The 16,038-nt window shown below is 46.5% G+C and carries 12 protein-coding genes; 3 read left to right on the plus strand and 9 right to left on the minus strand.

Going from position 1 to position 16,038, the window contains the following annotated elements; all coding sequences use genetic code 11:
- Window positions 1-648: 648 nt before the first annotated feature.
- The 5 genes from AACV78_RS07755 to treZ all read right to left on the minus strand — a co-directional run bounded on the left by AACV78_RS07755 (window position 649) and on the right by treZ (window position 9,451).
- Window positions 649-1,161, minus strand: coding sequence for a DUF4112 domain-containing protein (locus tag AACV78_RS07755; protein ID WP_194012690.1), 513 nt, complete (start codon window positions 1,159-1,161; stop codon window positions 649-651).
- Between the two features lie 438 nt (window positions 1,162-1,599).
- On the minus strand, window positions 1,600-3,501 hold the full coding sequence (gene dnaK / locus AACV78_RS07760) for a molecular chaperone DnaK (RefSeq protein ID WP_194012689.1): 1,902 nt from the start codon (window positions 3,499-3,501) through the stop codon (window positions 1,600-1,602).
- A 334-nt stretch (window positions 3,502-3,835) separates the two neighbouring features.
- Window positions 3,836-4,018 (minus strand): hypothetical protein, encoded by a 183-nt coding sequence (locus AACV78_RS07765; protein ID WP_228042646.1) that lies wholly within the window; start codon window positions 4,016-4,018, stop codon window positions 3,836-3,838.
- Window positions 4,019-4,375: 357 nt separating this feature from the next.
- The gene (gene treY, locus AACV78_RS07770) at window positions 4,376-7,168 is read right to left on the minus strand and encodes a malto-oligosyltrehalose synthase (RefSeq protein WP_194012688.1); all 2,793 of its coding nucleotides are present in this window, start codon (window positions 7,166-7,168) and stop codon (window positions 4,376-4,378) included.
- A gap of 456 nt (window positions 7,169-7,624) precedes the next feature.
- Window positions 7,625-9,451 (minus strand): malto-oligosyltrehalose trehalohydrolase, encoded by a 1,827-nt coding sequence (gene treZ, locus AACV78_RS07775; protein ID WP_194012687.1) that lies wholly within the window; start codon window positions 9,449-9,451, stop codon window positions 7,625-7,627.
- 387 nt (window positions 9,452-9,838) lie between these two features.
- Between treZ and AACV78_RS07780 the strand changes: the two genes are divergently transcribed.
- Both AACV78_RS07780 and AACV78_RS07785 read left to right on the plus strand, forming a co-directional pair.
- Window positions 9,839-11,905 carry an amylo-alpha-1,6-glucosidase gene (locus tag AACV78_RS07780; protein ID WP_194012955.1) on the plus strand — a complete coding sequence of 689 codons (2,067 nt, stop codon included), beginning with the start codon at window positions 9,839-9,841 and terminating at the stop codon, window positions 11,903-11,905.
- 36 nt (window positions 11,906-11,941) lie between these two features.
- Window positions 11,942-12,982 carry a glucokinase gene (locus AACV78_RS07785; RefSeq protein ID WP_194012954.1) on the plus strand — a complete coding sequence of 347 codons (1,041 nt, stop codon included), beginning with the start codon at window positions 11,942-11,944 and terminating at the stop codon, window positions 12,980-12,982.
- 124 nt (window positions 12,983-13,106) lie between these two features.
- Here the strand turns inward: AACV78_RS07785 and AACV78_RS07790 are convergent, their stop codons facing one another.
- From AACV78_RS07790 to AACV78_RS07805, 4 genes are read right to left on the minus strand one after another with little or no spacing between them, the layout of a single operon-like run.
- Window positions 13,107-13,286, minus strand: a complete 180-nt coding sequence (locus AACV78_RS07790; RefSeq protein WP_228042647.1) for a hypothetical protein — start codon at window positions 13,284-13,286, stop codon at window positions 13,107-13,109.
- A complete protein-coding gene (locus AACV78_RS07795; RefSeq protein ID WP_194012953.1) occupies window positions 13,270-14,583 on the minus strand; it encodes a P-loop domain-containing protein in 1,314 nt (437 codons plus the stop codon). The genes AACV78_RS07790 and AACV78_RS07795 overlap by 17 nt, the downstream gene beginning before the upstream one ends.
- Window positions 14,584-14,616: 33 nt before the next feature.
- A complete protein-coding gene (locus AACV78_RS07800) occupies window positions 14,617-14,805 on the minus strand; it encodes a hypothetical protein (protein WP_194012952.1) in 189 nt (62 codons plus the stop codon).
- Window positions 14,806-14,818: 13 nt separating this feature from the next.
- Window positions 14,819-15,022 carry a hypothetical protein gene (locus AACV78_RS07805; protein WP_194012951.1) on the minus strand — a complete coding sequence of 68 codons (204 nt, stop codon included), beginning with the start codon at window positions 15,020-15,022 and terminating at the stop codon, window positions 14,819-14,821.
- 317 nt (window positions 15,023-15,339) lie between these two features.
- Between AACV78_RS07805 and AACV78_RS07810 the strand changes: the two genes are divergently transcribed.
- Window positions 15,340-15,927 carry a hypothetical protein gene (locus AACV78_RS07810; protein WP_194012950.1) on the plus strand — a complete coding sequence of 196 codons (588 nt, stop codon included), beginning with the start codon at window positions 15,340-15,342 and terminating at the stop codon, window positions 15,925-15,927.
- The last annotated feature ends 111 nt before the right edge of the window (window positions 15,928-16,038 follow it).

Genomic DNA, 16,038 nt, shown 5'->3' on the forward strand with positions numbered 1-16,038 from the left:
AAAATGTTGGTATCATTATTTTTTGGATAGGCAAGCGTGTAACAATTATGCTGCCTATCTTTTTTTAGCACACATTGGCTCAATCCTCACCACCTCTGGGTTTCAGGCTGGTTGTTACCCCCCCAGCTTCACAGATTAATCTAGGACTTAGACCTTGACAAAATGACTTTGAGAGGAAATTGATAAATATGAGCGATCGGTGTTGCTAGATCGGGATACGATCTCAAATCCTCTCTTCATCGGAATAGTAAATTGACTGTTGACTGTTGACTGTTGACTGTTGACTGTTAACCGTTAACATCATGTATGAGTGCAACCGGAATTGATATGAAACAAATAATATCGTGTCCGTTCAATTAACCAGATTAAGGTTCGTAGTGCGGACTCGCATTCCGCACTGCGAACCTTACTACGAACCTTTTGTGGGACAGGGTTTCCAGGCTATTGTTGGGAGCCAGTTATTTAAATTGATTTAGGATTGCTATAGTAAATTGTTGGTGGCGATCGCCCATTCATCATTCTTACCCTAAAATCTCATATAGCCTTTCTCAAAAAAGTGAGGTATGCCCACGGCGGCCTATGCCCACGGCGGCCTATGCCCTATTCCCTATTCCCGACAGTATCTCATCTTTCGCTTGAAAGGATATATTACCGTCCAGTAAATACTTGAAATAGCCACCCAAAAAGCATGACACTCAAGAAAATCATGCCTCCCATAATTAAGATCAAACCTAATAGTAAAGCCGCCACAAATAACCAATCGGCTTTTTTACTTGGTTCTGGGGAACCTAAATGAGCGTCTAGCAATTCTATATTTTTGACATTAGCTTTCCAAGCAACATCAAGCAAGTCTCCAGCAACAGGAACTGTACCGGCAACTGTATCAAATACAATGTTAGCTGCCATTTTTATTAAAGTTTCTTGCGGCACTCCCATTTGAGCGGATTTGAAGACAATATAGCCTGCAAAAATCGAACCAACTAAATCGCCACCGCCCGGTATCAGTCCCAATATCGGATCGAGTCCGATGCGGTAACGGGTGCCGGGAATGGGAATTGCATTATCTAGTAAGTGGCTGATTTGGCGGAGTCGTCGCAAGGATGCAGTCTGGGATTTATTTGGGCTATTTGCAGCAGAGTTTTGTAGGGGAGGACGAGACATTTAATTTACTCCTGGTTGCGATCTGATAGCTAGTTTATGATATTTATTCAACCAGTCTGAAGTTTATTGTCGGGAACATCTGATATCTTGCACCAATGTCAATCAAGGGTTATCTGCTGGGGTGGGGCGGGTTTATTTCAGCTATCTGCAGGTTTAATTCCCTTAGCTAACCGGCCCCTAGGGTTGATTGAAAATGGTGCAAGATGTCAGGATAGTCTCAGCCTCAGAAATCCGGTTTTTGTGGAAAAAGCCGATTTGTGGGTAATTCATCACCCAAAAAACCCGGTTTTTCTTCAAAACCGGGTTTCTGGCTTCTAGCTGTCTGTTCTCAGTTTAATCGGGAAAGCCCGATCGCACTTGTTCTGAATTAGACGAATCCTCACCAGCCTGTAAATAGCAGACTATTCCAGCCTGCTACACAGGAATTATGGGAAATGTCTATTTGTTGCCTTCAGTGAAGTCGGCATCAATCACGTCGTCACCGCCGTCAGTCGGGCCGCCAGTCGGGCCGCCAGTCGGGCCGCCAGGGGAACCACCCTCAGCTTGTTGGTACAGGTTGCTGCTGACAGCATAGAACGCTTGCTGCAACTCGGTTGTCAGTGTGTTGATGGCTGTATCGTCTTCTTTGGCGATCGCCTCCCGCAAGTCTTTAATCAACCCTTCAACTTTAGTCTTGTCAGCATCTGGGACTTTATCGCCCAATTCTGCCAACTGTTTCTCAATTTGATAGGCTAAAGAGTCGCCTTGGTTTTTGCGATCGATCTTTTCGCGACGTTCCTTATCAGCAGTCGCATTTGCTTCGGCTTCCTTCACCATCTTCTCGACTTCATTGCTGGGCAATGTAGAAGCACCGGTAATGCTAATCGATTGTTCCTTGCCAGTACCTTTATCCTTGGCAGCTACATTCAAAATACCGTTAGCGTCGATATCGAAAGTAACTTCAATTTGCGGTACGCCACGGGGAGCCGGCGGAACTCCATCTAAGCGGAAAGTTCCCAAACCTTTGTTGTCAACCGACATTTCGCGTTCGCCTTGCAAAACGTGAATTTCCACGTTTGTTTGGCCATCTACAGCAGTCGAGAAAGTTTCCGACTTCTTAGTAGGAATTGTGGTGTTGCGAGGAATGATTTTGGTCATCACGCCGCCCAAGGTTTCGACACCCAGAGACAGCGGGGTAACGTCAAGCAACAAGATGTCTTTGACTTCACCGGAGAGCACGCCGGCTTGAATTGCTGCACCTACAGCAACCACTTCGTCCGGGTTTACTGTTTGGTTGGGGTCTTTGCCGAGGATTTTTTTGACCAGTTCTTGCACCGCAGGAATCCGCGTAGAACCGCCGACCAAGACAACTTCATTAATTGCAGATTTGTCTAATTTCGCGTCGCGGATTGCGTTTTCTACGGGAATGCGAGAGCGATCGATCAAATCGGAACAGAGTTCTTCAAACTTGGCCCGCGTCAAAGTCGTGTCCAAGTGTTTTGGTCCGTCTTGAGTCGCAGTAATAAACGGCAAGTTGATTTCTGCTTGAGTAACACTCGACAGTTCAATCTTGGCTTTTTCTGCAGCTTCCGTCAGGCGTTGCAGTGCTTGCTTGTCTTTGCGGAGGTCAATTCCTTCGGCTTTTTGGAAGTCATTAGCAATGAAATCGACGATTTTTTTGTCGAAGTCGTCACCGCCGAGGTGAGTGTCTCCACTCGTTGCGAGCACTTCAAATACGCCGTCGCCGACTTCGAGAATCGATACGTCGAAAGTACCGCCGCCCAAGTCAAATACCAGGATGGTTTCGTTGCTTTTTTTATCTAATCCGTAAGCTAAAGCTGCGGCTGTAGGTTCGTTAATAATCCGCAGAACTTCTATCCCGGCAATTTTGCCAGCGTCTTTAGTAGCTTGGCGCTGGGAATCGTTGAAGTAGGCGGGCACTGTAATTACCGCTTGGCTAACAGTTTCGCCGAGGTATTTGCTGGCATCTTCTACGAGTTTCCGCAAAACTTGCGCGGAAATTTCTTCGGGAGCAAATTGTTTGCCGCGGGCGGGACAGTCGAGTTTGACGTTACCGCCGACGTTGAGCACTTGATACGAAACTTCGGTGGTTTCGTTGGCTACTTCCTCATTTCTGCGTCCGATAAACCGTTTTACTGAGTAAAAGGTGTTTTCGGGGTTCATCACGGCTTGGCGCTTGGCGATTTGTCCGACAAGCTGGTCGCCGTTTTTAGCGTATGCTACTACCGAAGGTGTGGTACGACCCCCTTCGGCGTTGGCTATGACGGTGGGTTTGCCGCCTTCCATAACTGCGACGCAGGAGTTTGTGGTACCTAAGTCAATTCCAACTACTTTTCCCATAGGGGTGTTCCGGCTCCAATCTCTACAAAATTTTGGTTTTCTATCTGTGCGATAGTCTGGTTATTCAGGACTGCGATATTACCTCGCGGTTTACGGGTAGTGAGTCCTGCTTTAATACAGTCTTCGATAGGGTGCTGATCTCTATACTGCGGGCGGTAGACCTTGCGATGAAGGGGTATTTACCGAACCTGTTGAGGGACGGTTGCATCCGTGAGGCTTGCACCGCTACAGTTGCTGACTGCTTTTGTTTACTCTTCCTAATGTACGGCGTGCGATCGCTAGTGGCATTGTGGCAAACCGTATATGTTGTGTTGTATTTGCCGTCTTATGTATTTTATAACTCCCCAGCTATCAAGCACGGGCATTCTTCCTTCAAAGAAAAACACCTGGCAAAAGCAGTGCCTTTACTGGGTCTGACTTTTTCTCCAGAAGCGGTAGCGAGATGCCCTCCCGCCAAAAGTTGTAAACCTTCATCTCTGATATTGCTCGCCGCATTAATATCCCTGTCATGTATCATTTGGCCACTACAAAAAACCAGTTCGTCTTCGCCTACTGATATCGTTTCCGATAGCATCGAAATTATATATTTTAATCATTGATAGTGCGAGCTTCCCCCAAGAGCGATCGACTTCGCGAGCAGGGAAACTCGCACTATATAATTCCAATGCTACCGCATTTGATATGATACCACGTCCAGTCGATTGCCCTAACAAAAACGGTTCGTAGTACGGAATTTAGTCCGTACTACGAACCAATTTGATCGTTATCAATCGATCGTACAGGATATGACTACTGACTACCCTTAGACTTGCTTCGGCTTCGCCAGCGGACAAGTCGCGATCGGGCAAAATGACTACTGACTACTGACTACTAACTACTGACTAATCAGCAAAGCTGCGGGAAAATAACCGAGAGCATCACCAATTTCCAGCGTACCGTTACTTTCTACTGGCTGGTTGGTAATCGCATCCTTCCAAACCGACGGCATTTGCTCGGACAATACCAGATGAGTATCTTTCCAGACTTGTTTGCCGATCGGTATTTCTGCAGGTTTGACAACTCCCGTCAAAAACCGAGGAGCAACGACAATAATTGTAGTATCTCCAAAGCTGCGCGCAAAGGCGATCGCATTATCCTTAAACGTGCCAACTACTTGCAATGATTGATAGTCGCCCGACTTAAACACTTCCAAGTATTCTTTTCTCGCTTCTAGCAATCTTGCCGTCAAAAACAGCTTGATTCTAGCATCTTCCCGCGTCGCAATCAAATCTTCTACAAGTTGCAAAATATCTGTCTTAGCTTGCTGTTTAATTTCCTGCAAAACTTGAATTCTGCGGTCAAAATCAACCGGACGGCGGTTGTCGGGATCGACGTGGCTTAAATCCCAGAATTCTGTTCCTTGATAAATGTCGGGAACACCAGGGGCGGTGATTTTTAGCAGAGTTTGAGATAAAGAATTGAAAATTCCGTAATCAGCTATTTTTTTCCAGAAAGGCAGAAAATTCTTCAAAAATTGATTGTTTTCTGAATTTTCGAGAACGCTCTCGATAAATGTCATAAAACCAGTTTCGTAGTCGTTATCCGCTCTCAGCCAAGCCGTATAAACTTTAGCTTCGCGGACGGCTTTGATTGCATAATCTTTGAGGCGATCGACATAATCGGTGTTTTCAATTCCTTCAAAGGGAAAACTGCCGAGAATAGTTTGGTACAAGAAGTATTCGTCGTTAGTATCGGGAACCATTCGATTCACAAAGTTGATTTTCTTAGAAGAATTTAGCTCTCTCCACGACCTGACTTGCTGTTCCCATTCTTCGGGAATTTCTGACAAAACGTTAATTCTGGCTCGCACATCTTCGCCCCGTTTGGTATCGTGGGTAGCTGTAGCATTCATTTTGTGCGGCCAAGCTATTTGCTGCTGTTTGTTGAATTCGTGAAAATCTGCCAGCGAAACACCGAATTGACTGGGGTTTCCTCCTACTTCGTTGAGCGATAAAAGCCGGTAGTAGACGTATAAAAGCGTGTCTTCAACTCCTTTCGCCATCAAAGGGCCTGTCAATTGCTGGAGTTTCATCACAAAGTGGCGTCGCTCCTCTTTTTGTTCGACTGTGAGAGTTTCTTCTTCTTCCAGCAGCAGCAGCGTTTCGATAAATTTAAGTTCTTTGAGGAGTCGCGGTACCAGTTCTTTCGCATGGGCGATCGCATATTTTACGTAAGTGCGATCGGACTCTCGCAAACCCTCTTGATTTATGTAAGTTCGGTACACCGGAAAAACTGTTAAAACTGCTGACAGTGCTTTTTCCAAACCGGAACGAGTAAAATCATTTCCCTGTCTGGAGTGACCGGAAATATTTTTCAAAAGTTGAGCCAGATTGTCAACATCTCCCGCCAAATTTTTCTCAACTATGAGCCCTTTTTTCTCTAAAAACAACTGTTCGTAGGGAACGGTCAGTCGGGTAAATCTGTGATAGATTTCGCTAAATTGCTCTTCGCGATCGCACCGACAAAAAACGCCGTTTACATAATTCAAGAAATCGTAGCCGCTCGTCCCCTCAATCGGCCAATATGACGGCAAATCTTCTTCGTGTTCCAGAATTTTTTCGACAGTAGTGTAAGTATCTCCGATTTTTTCCCGCAGCCGTTTCAAATATTCGGTTGGATCGTAGAGTCCGTCGATGTGGTCGATTCTTAATCCGGTAAACTTTCCCTCTTCAACCATCTCGAATATCAGAGCATGGTTTTTGTGGAAAACTTTAATTTCTTCAACTTTTACCGACATCAGTTCGTTGACCGTAAAAAACCTGCGGTAGTTAATTTCTTCAGCTCCGACTTTCCAGAAAGATAGGCGGTAAAACTGATCGGAAAGCAAATCGTCCAGCAAATTAAAGCTTTCAGCATTGCCCTTTTCTCCGTTAAAAACATTAATGTTTTCATCGATAAATTCATGCACTACGGGATTTTGATTGTAGAGTTCCCACAGCAATCCTTTGACAAAAGCTATCTGATCGTATCGGGCCTTACCTTTAACTTCTGAAGATGTATTTTTGATTAGGTAAATAATTCCTAAAAGTTTGATGAAATCTGGATGTCGCCTGCCTAATTCCCTACCTAAATGTCCCAAATTATGAGTAATAAACTTACCGTAAGAGTCAATTTTGACGGGCAATTTTAAATCGTAGTAATTGATAGTAAGCCCTTTTTCTCTGTATTGAAGTTGAATCTCGGCATTTTCCAGACACTCTCCATAAAAATTGCCCAGCAGCGGAGCCAAAACTCGACCCCTGAGATTTTCGTAAGCGTGATTCCATTCAATATCAAAGTAATCGAAATAGTCGGAATCGGGGCCGTTTTCTAATACATCTGACAGCAACAAGTTTTGAGTGTCGTAGGCCATGTGGTTTGGAACAATATCTTGCAGCCATCCCATTTTTCGCTTCTTGATTTCGTAGGTAAGCGATTCAAAATCTTCTGAGTTTCCCAATTCGGGATTGAGCAGATTTGAGTCAACGACATCGTAGCCGTGAGTGCTGCCTTTTCTGGCTTTAAATATCGGTGATGCGTAAAGGTCGGTAATGCCTAATTCTTCCAAATAACTCACAATTTGTTTGGCGGCTTCAAATTTAAAACCTCCATGAAATTGAATCCGATAAGTTGCTGTGGGAATTCTCATTATGTTAATTTGAGTCCTATTTAATTAGTTTGTCCGCTTTTTATTTACCAGTAGAAATAATAGGTTGGGTTGAGCGGTAGCGCCTTCGGCTCGACAATCGCCTAACAACTGTTGGTCATTACCCATATCTGTTGAAATTCTCAATCCGCTGGGAGCCCGCCAGGGAATTAATTCCTTGACTAATGCGTGTAAGTCGGTTAAAACTAACCCAGTTTCTAGTTGTTTTTAGTTTGTTTTAACCGAAGGCTGGCTAGTCGGTAAACGAAAAATCAAAAATGTGGATAATGACAAGTAGGGGCGGTGGATGGTGCGTGGCCGCCCTAATTACGGGGCGGTGGATGGTGCTTGCCCGCCTTAATTACGGGGCGATCGCGAAAACTAAGACATCAAATAGTAGACTGATACTAAGTTTGATTTGGTTTTTGACACCAATGAGCGATCGCCCAAACCAACCTACTATTTCATTAATTCGTAGAGTGCGAAACTCTGCGGTTTAACAATCAATTCTTGCTCAGATTCGATCTTGTCAGGCAAGCTAGAACCCGAACCCATCCATTTTACATCAGTAGAGTCTAAAATTTTGTGACCTTTGCCTGCGGGAAGTGCAGCAGTAAAAGCGACCTCTTGCTTGTTGAAGTTTAAAATGCAGTAGATATCGCTGTCATCTGTCCAGCGACGTAGAAACAATATTTTATCGGCTTCAATGCTGGACACTTCTAGATTGTTTTTGTCGAGTTTTTTAAGTGCCGGTATTGTCCGCCGCAGTTGAATCAAGTGTTGGTGCCATTCCCAGAGGACTTTGTGCTTTCCTTCTGTTTGTTTTTCCCAGTTTAATTTGCACTTTTGGAAACTCTCAGGACTCTGCGGGTCTTGAAACTCGCCTCGACCTTCAAAAATCTTAAATTCTTGTTGTTTATCTTTGCGAATAGCTTCAATTAAGTCAGGTTCTGAGTGAGAAACAAAGTACAAAAACGGTGCTGTTTCTGCGTATTCTTCTCCCATAAATAAGAAGGGAATATAAGGAGAAATGAAAACCGTACCTGCTGCGAGTTTCAGTGCTTCAAAGTCAACTGTTTGCGACAGTCTGTCTCCCAAAATGCGGTTGCCGATTTGGTCGTGGGTTTGGGAAAATACTACAAATTTTTCGCCCGGTTCATCTTTGACAGAACTGCCGTGTTTTCGCTTTCTGTGGGGAGCGTACTGGCCTGAGTAAACAAAGCTTTCTTTGAAAGCTTTTTCTAAGTGTTCGCACTTGCCGAAGTCTTGGTAATATCGGTCATTTTCTCCGGTGAGCAAGGCGTGGAGTGCGTGGTGGAAATCGTCACACCACTGGGCATCTAATCCCATGCCACCTAGTTCTTTGGGGCGTGTAGTGCGGACATCGTTTAAGTCACTTTCTGCTATTAAATAAATTTTCCTTCCTATCTCTTCGGAAAAATCCGCTGTGGCATCTGATAGTTGTTGCAAAAACGGTCTGGCACCGACTTCAAATATTGCTTGAATTGCGTCTAGTCTCAAAGCGTCGATGTGATAGTCTCGAAACCAGTAGAGGGCGTTTTCAATAAAGTAATTGCGGACTCCATCGCTGTAAGCGTCGTCTAAGTTGAGGGCTTCTCCCCAAATTGGTCGGTATTTTGATGTGAAGTAGGGACCAAATTCGGGGAGGTAGTTTCCTTCGGGGCCTAGGTGGTTGTAAACGACATCGAGAATTACTGATATGCCCTGTTCGTGGCAGGCGTTGATGAGTTTTTTGAACTCTTCGGGGCCGCCGTAGGAGTTTTGGACGGCGTAGGGATATACGCCGTCGTATCCCCAGTTTCTGTCGCCGGGAAATTGGGCGACTGGCATGATTTCGATGGCGTTGATTCCGAGTTCTTGAAGTTGTTTGAGTTGGGGAATTATTGCCGCGAAGGTTCCGGCTTGGGTGAATGTGCCTACGTGCAGTTCGTAGATAATCATTTCGGCTATTGGCACGCCTTGCCAATTTTTGTCTGTCCAAGTAAAGGAGTTTTCATCTATTACTTGGGATGGGGCGTGGACTCCTTGGGGTTGATATTTTGAGGCTGGGTCTGGTAGGTCGGTTTTTTCTTCGAGTTTGTAAGTGTAAAGGGTTCCTGGTTGGATGTCTGTAGCTGTGGTTTGCCAGTAACCTTCTGCGGATTGCTGCATGGGCATTTGGCGTTTGTTTGGGGAAATGATTTGGAGGGATATTTGTTTGATTGTGGGGGCCCAAACTGTAAATTCACATTGGTTGTTGCCGAGGTAATTGGCTCCTATCTTCACTTTTAGTTGTTCTCCTTATAAAATAGGTTGGTGGTGCGATATCCCTAGGGGCGATCTCAAATGCTTTGCCGTGACTGTTGGATGTCTATTTAGAGGGTAATATGGCTTAAAATAAGAAACAACTAACCTTAGACAGAGCGATTAAAGGCTAGAGTCGCGATTGGGAAAAAGTAAAAGTAGCGGTTGGTTATGTTTAAATTAAAGCATGAATCTGCTAAGCTGTTGTGCATCCCAATTGTCTGTGGTGATTGATGGGGAGAGGGAGAGGATTTTTGAGATAGCGTGGAAATATACAATTTAAATGCACAACAGGTTAATATTTGTTGTTAAAAATTGGTTTTAAATATACCTAAAGATAGATTACAAATTAGCGCGAGTGTTTGTTTTATGGTTATTGATTTTGGACGGGAAATTTGTTGCAATCTTGACTCGGCGGAGTCTCGCGAGTGGTTGGTCACAAACGGGATCGGCGGTTACGCTAGCGGGACGATCGCCAATCTGCTCACTAGGCGCTATCACGGGCTGCTGGTAGCCGCCCTCAAACCCCCGCTGGCACGGACTTTGATGCTCGCCAAGCTCGACGAGACAGCCGTATATGCCGATCGCCCTTATCCGCTTTATACAAACCGCTGGGCCGACAGTGCGATCGAACCCCACGGCTACAACTTAATCGAAAGCTTCTACCTCGAAGAAACCACCCCTGTTTGGAGGTTTGCCCTCGGCGACGCTATTTTGTCCAAGCGGATTTGGATGCAGCAAGGTGCTAACACAACATATATTCAATATTATTTGCACCGCGCCTCAAAGCCAGTATCTCTCGCTGTCAAAGCCCTAGTCAACTACCGCGACTACCACCACACAACAAGGGCTAGCGACTGGCCCGCGAGGCTGGAAACCTTGACAGATGGGGTTTGCGTCACGGCTTTTGAAGGAGCCGCACCGCTTTATCTGCTGACAGATGCCGAACCAGAGGCTCAATTCCGAGTTTCGGCTCCTTTATACAATTGGTACTACGGATTTGACCTCGCGGCTGAAAAACGGCGCGGATTGGAGTATTGCGAGGATCACTTGCACGCGGCGACTTTTCACTTGACGATCGCACCGGGAAACTCGGTAACATTGATAGCCAGTACCGAGAAAAATCCCGAACTCAACGGCGCTAAAGCTTTAGAAATGCGTCGCACTTACCATCGACAATTGCTGCAAAACTTCTCGCCCGCCAGAGAATCTCCCGACTGGATCGATCGCCTAGTGCTAGCAGCAGACCAATTTATCGTCAACCGCCCGCTACCGGAGGAACCCGAAGGTAAAACGATTATCGCCGGATATCCCTGGTTTAGCGACTGGGGGCGCGATACCACGATCGCCCTGCCCGGCCTCACAATCTGTACCGGGCGGTGGGACATTGCCCGATCGATTTTGCGGACTTTTGCGCGGTATGTCGATCGGGGAATGCTCCCGAACCGCTTCCCGGATGCCGGCGGCGCACCGGAATACAACACCGCAGACGCGACGCTGTGGTACTTTGAGGCAATTCGCGCTTACTGCGACTGCACCGGAGACGACGAACTTTTGACCGAACTCTGGCCGACACTATGTGAGATTTTGGACTGGCACACTCGGGGAACTCGGTATAACATCCGCGTCGATCCCGATGACGGTTTAGTCTACGCGGGCGAAACCGGCGTGCAACTAACTTGGATGGATGCGAAAATCGGCGATTGGGTGGTGACTCCTCGGATTGGTAAGCCGATCGAACTCAGCGCCCTTTGGTACAACGCCCTGCAAGCTATGGCAAGTTTTGCTCGCAGATTGGGCAAGTCTCACCACGAATACGATCGGTTGGGCGATCGCACCAGCGCCGGATTCACCCGCTTCTGGAACGACTCAACCAGTTACTGCTACGACGTTTTAGACGGCCCCAACGGCAACGACAGCTCCCTGCGGCCAAACCAAATATTCGCCCTTTCCCTGCCCCTAGACTCGATTGGGCCTCGCTCCGCCACCTCCTTGTTACCGGGGGTACGGGGCAAGGAAACTCCCCGCTATACACCGTTACTCACACCAATCCAGCGGCGCTGCGTGGTGGACGCTTGCGCTCAAGGGCTTCTGACTTCCCACGGCCTGCGAAGCCTCTCACCGCAGCACCCGCAGTATTGTGGAGTCTATACAGGCGACCAATTGCAGCGCGATAGCGCCTACCACCAAGGCACGGTTTGGGGCTGGCTGATGGGCCCCTTTGTCTTGGCTCACTTGCACGTATACAAAGACCCAGCACAAGCTCGCGAATTCCTCGCACCGATGGCACATCATATAAACAGCGCAGGTGTTGGAAGTCTCAGCGAGATTTTTGAGGGCGACGCTCCTCACTCGCCTAGGGGCTGCACTGCTCAAGCTTGGACTGTGGCTGAGGTGCTGCGGGCTTGGTTGGCAATTAATACTGTGGGTGTTTAAATGGGGAATGCGATCTTTGGTTGAAATAGGAGGTTTATGGCATTATTGTTAGCGGGTGATATTGGCGGGACTAAGACGATTTTGCGCTTGGTGGAAAGGACTGTTAAGGGTGAAATGAACGCTCTTTACGAGTTTCGCTATCCGAGCGGGGAGTTTCCCGATTTAGTGCCGATTGTGCGGCAGTTTTTGACGGAGGCTGCTGCAAAACTGGATTTTGTACCTGAGCCTGAAAAAGCTTGTTTTGCGATCGCGGGGCCGGTAGTCAACAATACTGCAAAATTGACTAATTTACCTTGGCGACTGGATGCGAAGCGCTTGGAACAGGATTTAGGAATATCCCGCGTTAGTTTAATTAATGATTTTGTTGCGGTTGGTTACGGTGTGTTGGGTTTGGACGATCGAGATTTGCACGTTTTGCAAGTTGGAAAACCCTGCCAAAACGATCCAATTGCTGTGATTGGTGCGGGTACTGGTTTGGGAAATTGTTTTGCAATTCCCGAAGCAAATGGTATTAGGGTTTTTTCTTCGGAAGGGGGACACGCTGATTTTGCACCTCGCTCGGAGTTGGAGTTTGAGTTGCTAAAATATTTGTTAGCAAAACATGATATTCCCCGAATATCGATCGAGCGTGTAGTTTCGGGACAGGGGATTGCTTCAATTTACCAGTTTTTGCGCGATCGCCAGTTTGCTGCTGAATCTGCAGATGTAGGGGCTGCGATCGCTCAATGGGAATCAGAAATTGGTAAAAGCGAGAAGACTGTCGATCCGGGGGCGACAATTGCACGGGCGGCACTCAAAAAGTGCGATCGGCTTTCGGAACAAACAATGCAAATGTTTGTAGAAGCTTACGGGGCGGTGGCGGGAAATATGGCTGTTTCACTTTTACCTTACGGCGGTTTGTACGTAGCCGGCGGGATTGCTGCTAAGATTTTGCCGCTGATTTTAGAAGGCGGTTTTATGCGAGCTTTTACCCAAAAAGGTCGGATGGATTCACTGTTAGAAATGATTCCGGTGCGATTAGTTTTGGATGACAATGTAGGGTTAGTGGGAGCGGCAGTTTGTGCGGCCGGTCTTTAGGGATTGAAACTGAGAAAGCTATCCTGTCGAGTCGAAACCCAAAAACCCCGGCGGTTAAAACCGCGTCTACACAGACACTCACGCGCCTGCGCGGGTTGAAGATTTCACCCGATGATTTTCATATCTAGTGAATACCCTCTTCGTCCGCGCAGGCGGACATCGTTTGACTTTCTGGCGGTTTCCAACCGCCGGGTTTCCAACTCCCTCCCTCCAAACGCAGGAAATGCACCCGGCCCGAATCATCCCCCGCTAAAACTGTCACCCCATCAGGCGCAAAAGCACAGCCATTAAACGCACTGACCAATCATCTGTCCCCAGTGTTTGTGATAATATTCCTCCAAACCCGCTGGTAAATCTTTTAAATTCACATCATTATAAGTACCGCCTTCAATTTCATCCAGAATGTAGCGGAGATAGATAAATTTCTTTTCACTTTTCTCGGCTACCGCCGCCACAAACTGTTCCCGCTGCAAATTTCGAGCTTTAATCCAATTCTGAATTAACTCGCTTCTCTCCGTGCGTTTTGCCAGATAAGCCTTGACATCTTCCAGACTTTCTGCATCGTACTGCATCAAATCAAAAACAGTCTTGTTAGCTGCCGGCATTGGCAGGAATTTCGGTCGCTTGGAAACAATAAAATAAACGTTATCCGGCAAATCATTAGGCAAATACGAAACATTGCTGCCGCTAATTTGCAACGTCAAATCAACTTCATCCAGCGCATCCACCACAAAAATTATTTTTCTATCAGTGTTCGGATTAGCGCTAACTTCCTTCAGCAACTCGCCTAAAAAATTGTTATTTTTCAGGGCATTTTCCGGCATTCGCGGATATTTGTGTTTGAGGTGAAAACCCTCAATTAACTGAGTGCAAGCATTTTCCAAAAAAGTTTCAGCGCTGACAATCCCGTCCGGTTGCGAGTTGAAATGAGTAATGCAGCGTCGATTCAGGGACACCACACAAGCAGCCATAATCGCGCTTTTCCCGACACCAGGTTCCGCCTCCAAAACAAAATAGCCTTTCCGATTTTTATTCAGAAACTCGTTAATTGCTTCAAACACAAATATCCGACCGGTAAAGTCTTTAATTCTGTCCCGAATAATCGTCTCTGACTTAACAGGAATCGGCAAACCGGGTGCAGTAGGATCGATATATCTTTCCAGCAAGTTCCGAATCTGCGCCAAATCATCGCGGATACCAATTTCCATCGCATCCAATTTCGCCATCACCTGACAAATATGTTCGCGAGTAGCCACACTCTCCAACTTGTCGAGAATTTCCCGATTTTGCAGCCCCAAATCCTTGAGATCCGCCAAAGCAATTTGGTGCAAATTCAACAGCATCGCGGCAAACTTTTCTCCTCCCTTCGCCGCATCTTGTTTGAGCACTTCGCGGTACGCCTTGGGGAATGTTTCGTAGAGTCTTTGCGCCACAAAATCCACAATTGCCGCATCAAAGGATTTCTCCTCGCTGCGGGCGAATTCCTGCAGGAAACTTGCCCAATCTTCCGGTGTCAATCCCGTAACCCGATCGAACTCCGCAGCATCCGCCGAAAAAATCAGAGTCAGTTGCTCTTCGGAAATCTGCAAACCCCTTGACAAATCAGCCCCTTGTATGTTAACCTCCTGCCAATATTAAGGAGTTTTGTCGGCTAATTCGTTTAAATCCTGTTCTGGATAGGTCAATTGTTTGGTTTCGGCGATCGCAATTAACTCATCCGACTTCGCCACACCCTTGAGAATATAGCCGATCGCCTCACCCGCCGCCTTAATTAAATCGTGATTATCGAGAATATTCGGATTTTTCCCCAATTTTTCCGTCATCCGATTTCCCAAGTCATTCGCCGCGATATTCCCCGCAATACCACCAGCGATCGCAGCTAAGATAGAAACTCCCCCCAAGGGCGATCGTACTACCCGTTAAACCCGCTGCGAGAGTTGCCGGATTGGCGATCGCATTAGAAATAAGCTGCCCCACAGCCATCACCGCACTGCATCCAACTACCCGAACTTTAGTATTAGCTAAATCTACTAACGGCATAATTTAAATATTCCCCGCACTTTGCAGTAGTTTAGCGCGGCGAGATAATTAGTACAACAGCCAACAGACCAACTGTCAACAGTCTAGGGTATAATGCCTTTTGCGCGATCGGCCCAGCACAACAACCATTCAAAATGCCTGCAACGATTCGGAAGATGCGAGGATAAGCTAGACTCAGATATTATATCAAATCGGTTAGCATCGGAATAGTAAATTCAGGCGTTAACTGTTAACTGTTAACTGTTAACAGTGAACATCATGTCTGAGTGCAACCGGAATTGATATTACCTTCAAAATACTGATTTGTGTATTATTAAATGGAAAACATATCAATTCTAGAACAAGCCGCTAAATCCAATTCCAAACCATCTCCCGCAGCCGTAGTCGCCGCCCTCCTAGAAGCCGAGAAAAACACCAAAAAAAATAAAATTCGCTATTCTTTCGAGCAATTAACCGGCAATTGGCGCCTGTGCTTTATCACCGGCACAAAAAAGACTCGACAAAAAGCAGGAATTGTGTTAGGTGCGGGACGTTACATTCCTGAGTGGGTGGCAAAAATCCAAATTGCTTACTCCCTAGAACCTGTTGCGGATGGGGAAACGCTTGGAGAAACGGGCAAAGTAGAGAATTCGGTGCGAGTTGGGGCGATCGAACTAACTCTTTCCGGGCCGACTAAGTTTTTGGCAAATAAGAATATTTTAGCTTTTGATTTTACCAGAATTACCGTGAAATTGTTGGGTAAAACAGTGTATCAAGGATTTATTCGCGCTGGTGAATCGCGGGAGGCGGATTTTTTTAGTTTGAGTGTGGGGAATCAGGCTTTTTTTGCATATTTTTTAATAGAAGATGGGATAATTGCCGCGAGGGGAAGGGGCGGCGGATTGGCTTTGTGGGCGAGAGTGTAATAGACCTCTTGCACAAGTCAAATTTACCCCCCGCAAGTCCCCCCTCCCGCGGGGAGAAACAAGAATAATCTTGCTCCCTCCCCGCGGGAGGGGAGGGTTGGGGTGGGGTGC

The organism is Tychonema sp. LEGE 07196 (assembly GCF_963890365.1).
In the GTDB taxonomy this organism is placed as follows: domain Bacteria; phylum Cyanobacteriota; class Cyanobacteriia; order Cyanobacteriales; family Microcoleaceae; genus Microcoleus.

Excerpts from the sequence above, each read along its gene's own strand:
- AACV78_RS07755 (WP_194012690.1), bottom strand. The coding sequence starts at position 1,161 with ATGTCTCGTCCTCCCCTACAAAACTCTGCTGCAAATAGCCCAAATAAA.
- dnaK (WP_194012689.1), bottom strand. The coding sequence starts at position 3,501 with ATGGGAAAAGTAGTTGGAATTGACTTAGGTACCACAAACTCCTGCGTC.
- AACV78_RS07765 (WP_228042646.1), bottom strand. The coding sequence starts at position 4,018 with ATGATACATGACAGGGATATTAATGCGGCGAGCAATATCAGAGATGAA.
- treY (WP_194012688.1), bottom strand. The coding sequence starts at position 7,168 with ATGAGAATTCCCACAGCAACTTATCGGATTCAATTTCATGGAGGTTTT.
- AACV78_RS07780 (WP_194012955.1), top strand. The coding sequence starts at position 9,839 with ATGGTTATTGATTTTGGACGGGAAATTTGTTGCAATCTTGACTCGGCG.
- AACV78_RS07785 (WP_194012954.1), top strand. The coding sequence starts at position 11,942 with ATGGCATTATTGTTAGCGGGTGATATTGGCGGGACTAAGACGATTTTG.
- AACV78_RS07800 (WP_194012952.1), bottom strand. The coding sequence starts at position 14,805 with ATGACGGAAAAATTGGGGAAAAATCCGAATATTCTCGATAATCACGAT.
- AACV78_RS07805 (WP_194012951.1), bottom strand. The coding sequence starts at position 15,022 with ATGCCGTTAGTAGATTTAGCTAATACTAAAGTTCGGGTAGTTGGATGC.
- AACV78_RS07810 (WP_194012950.1), top strand. The coding sequence starts at position 15,340 with ATGGAAAACATATCAATTCTAGAACAAGCCGCTAAATCCAATTCCAAA.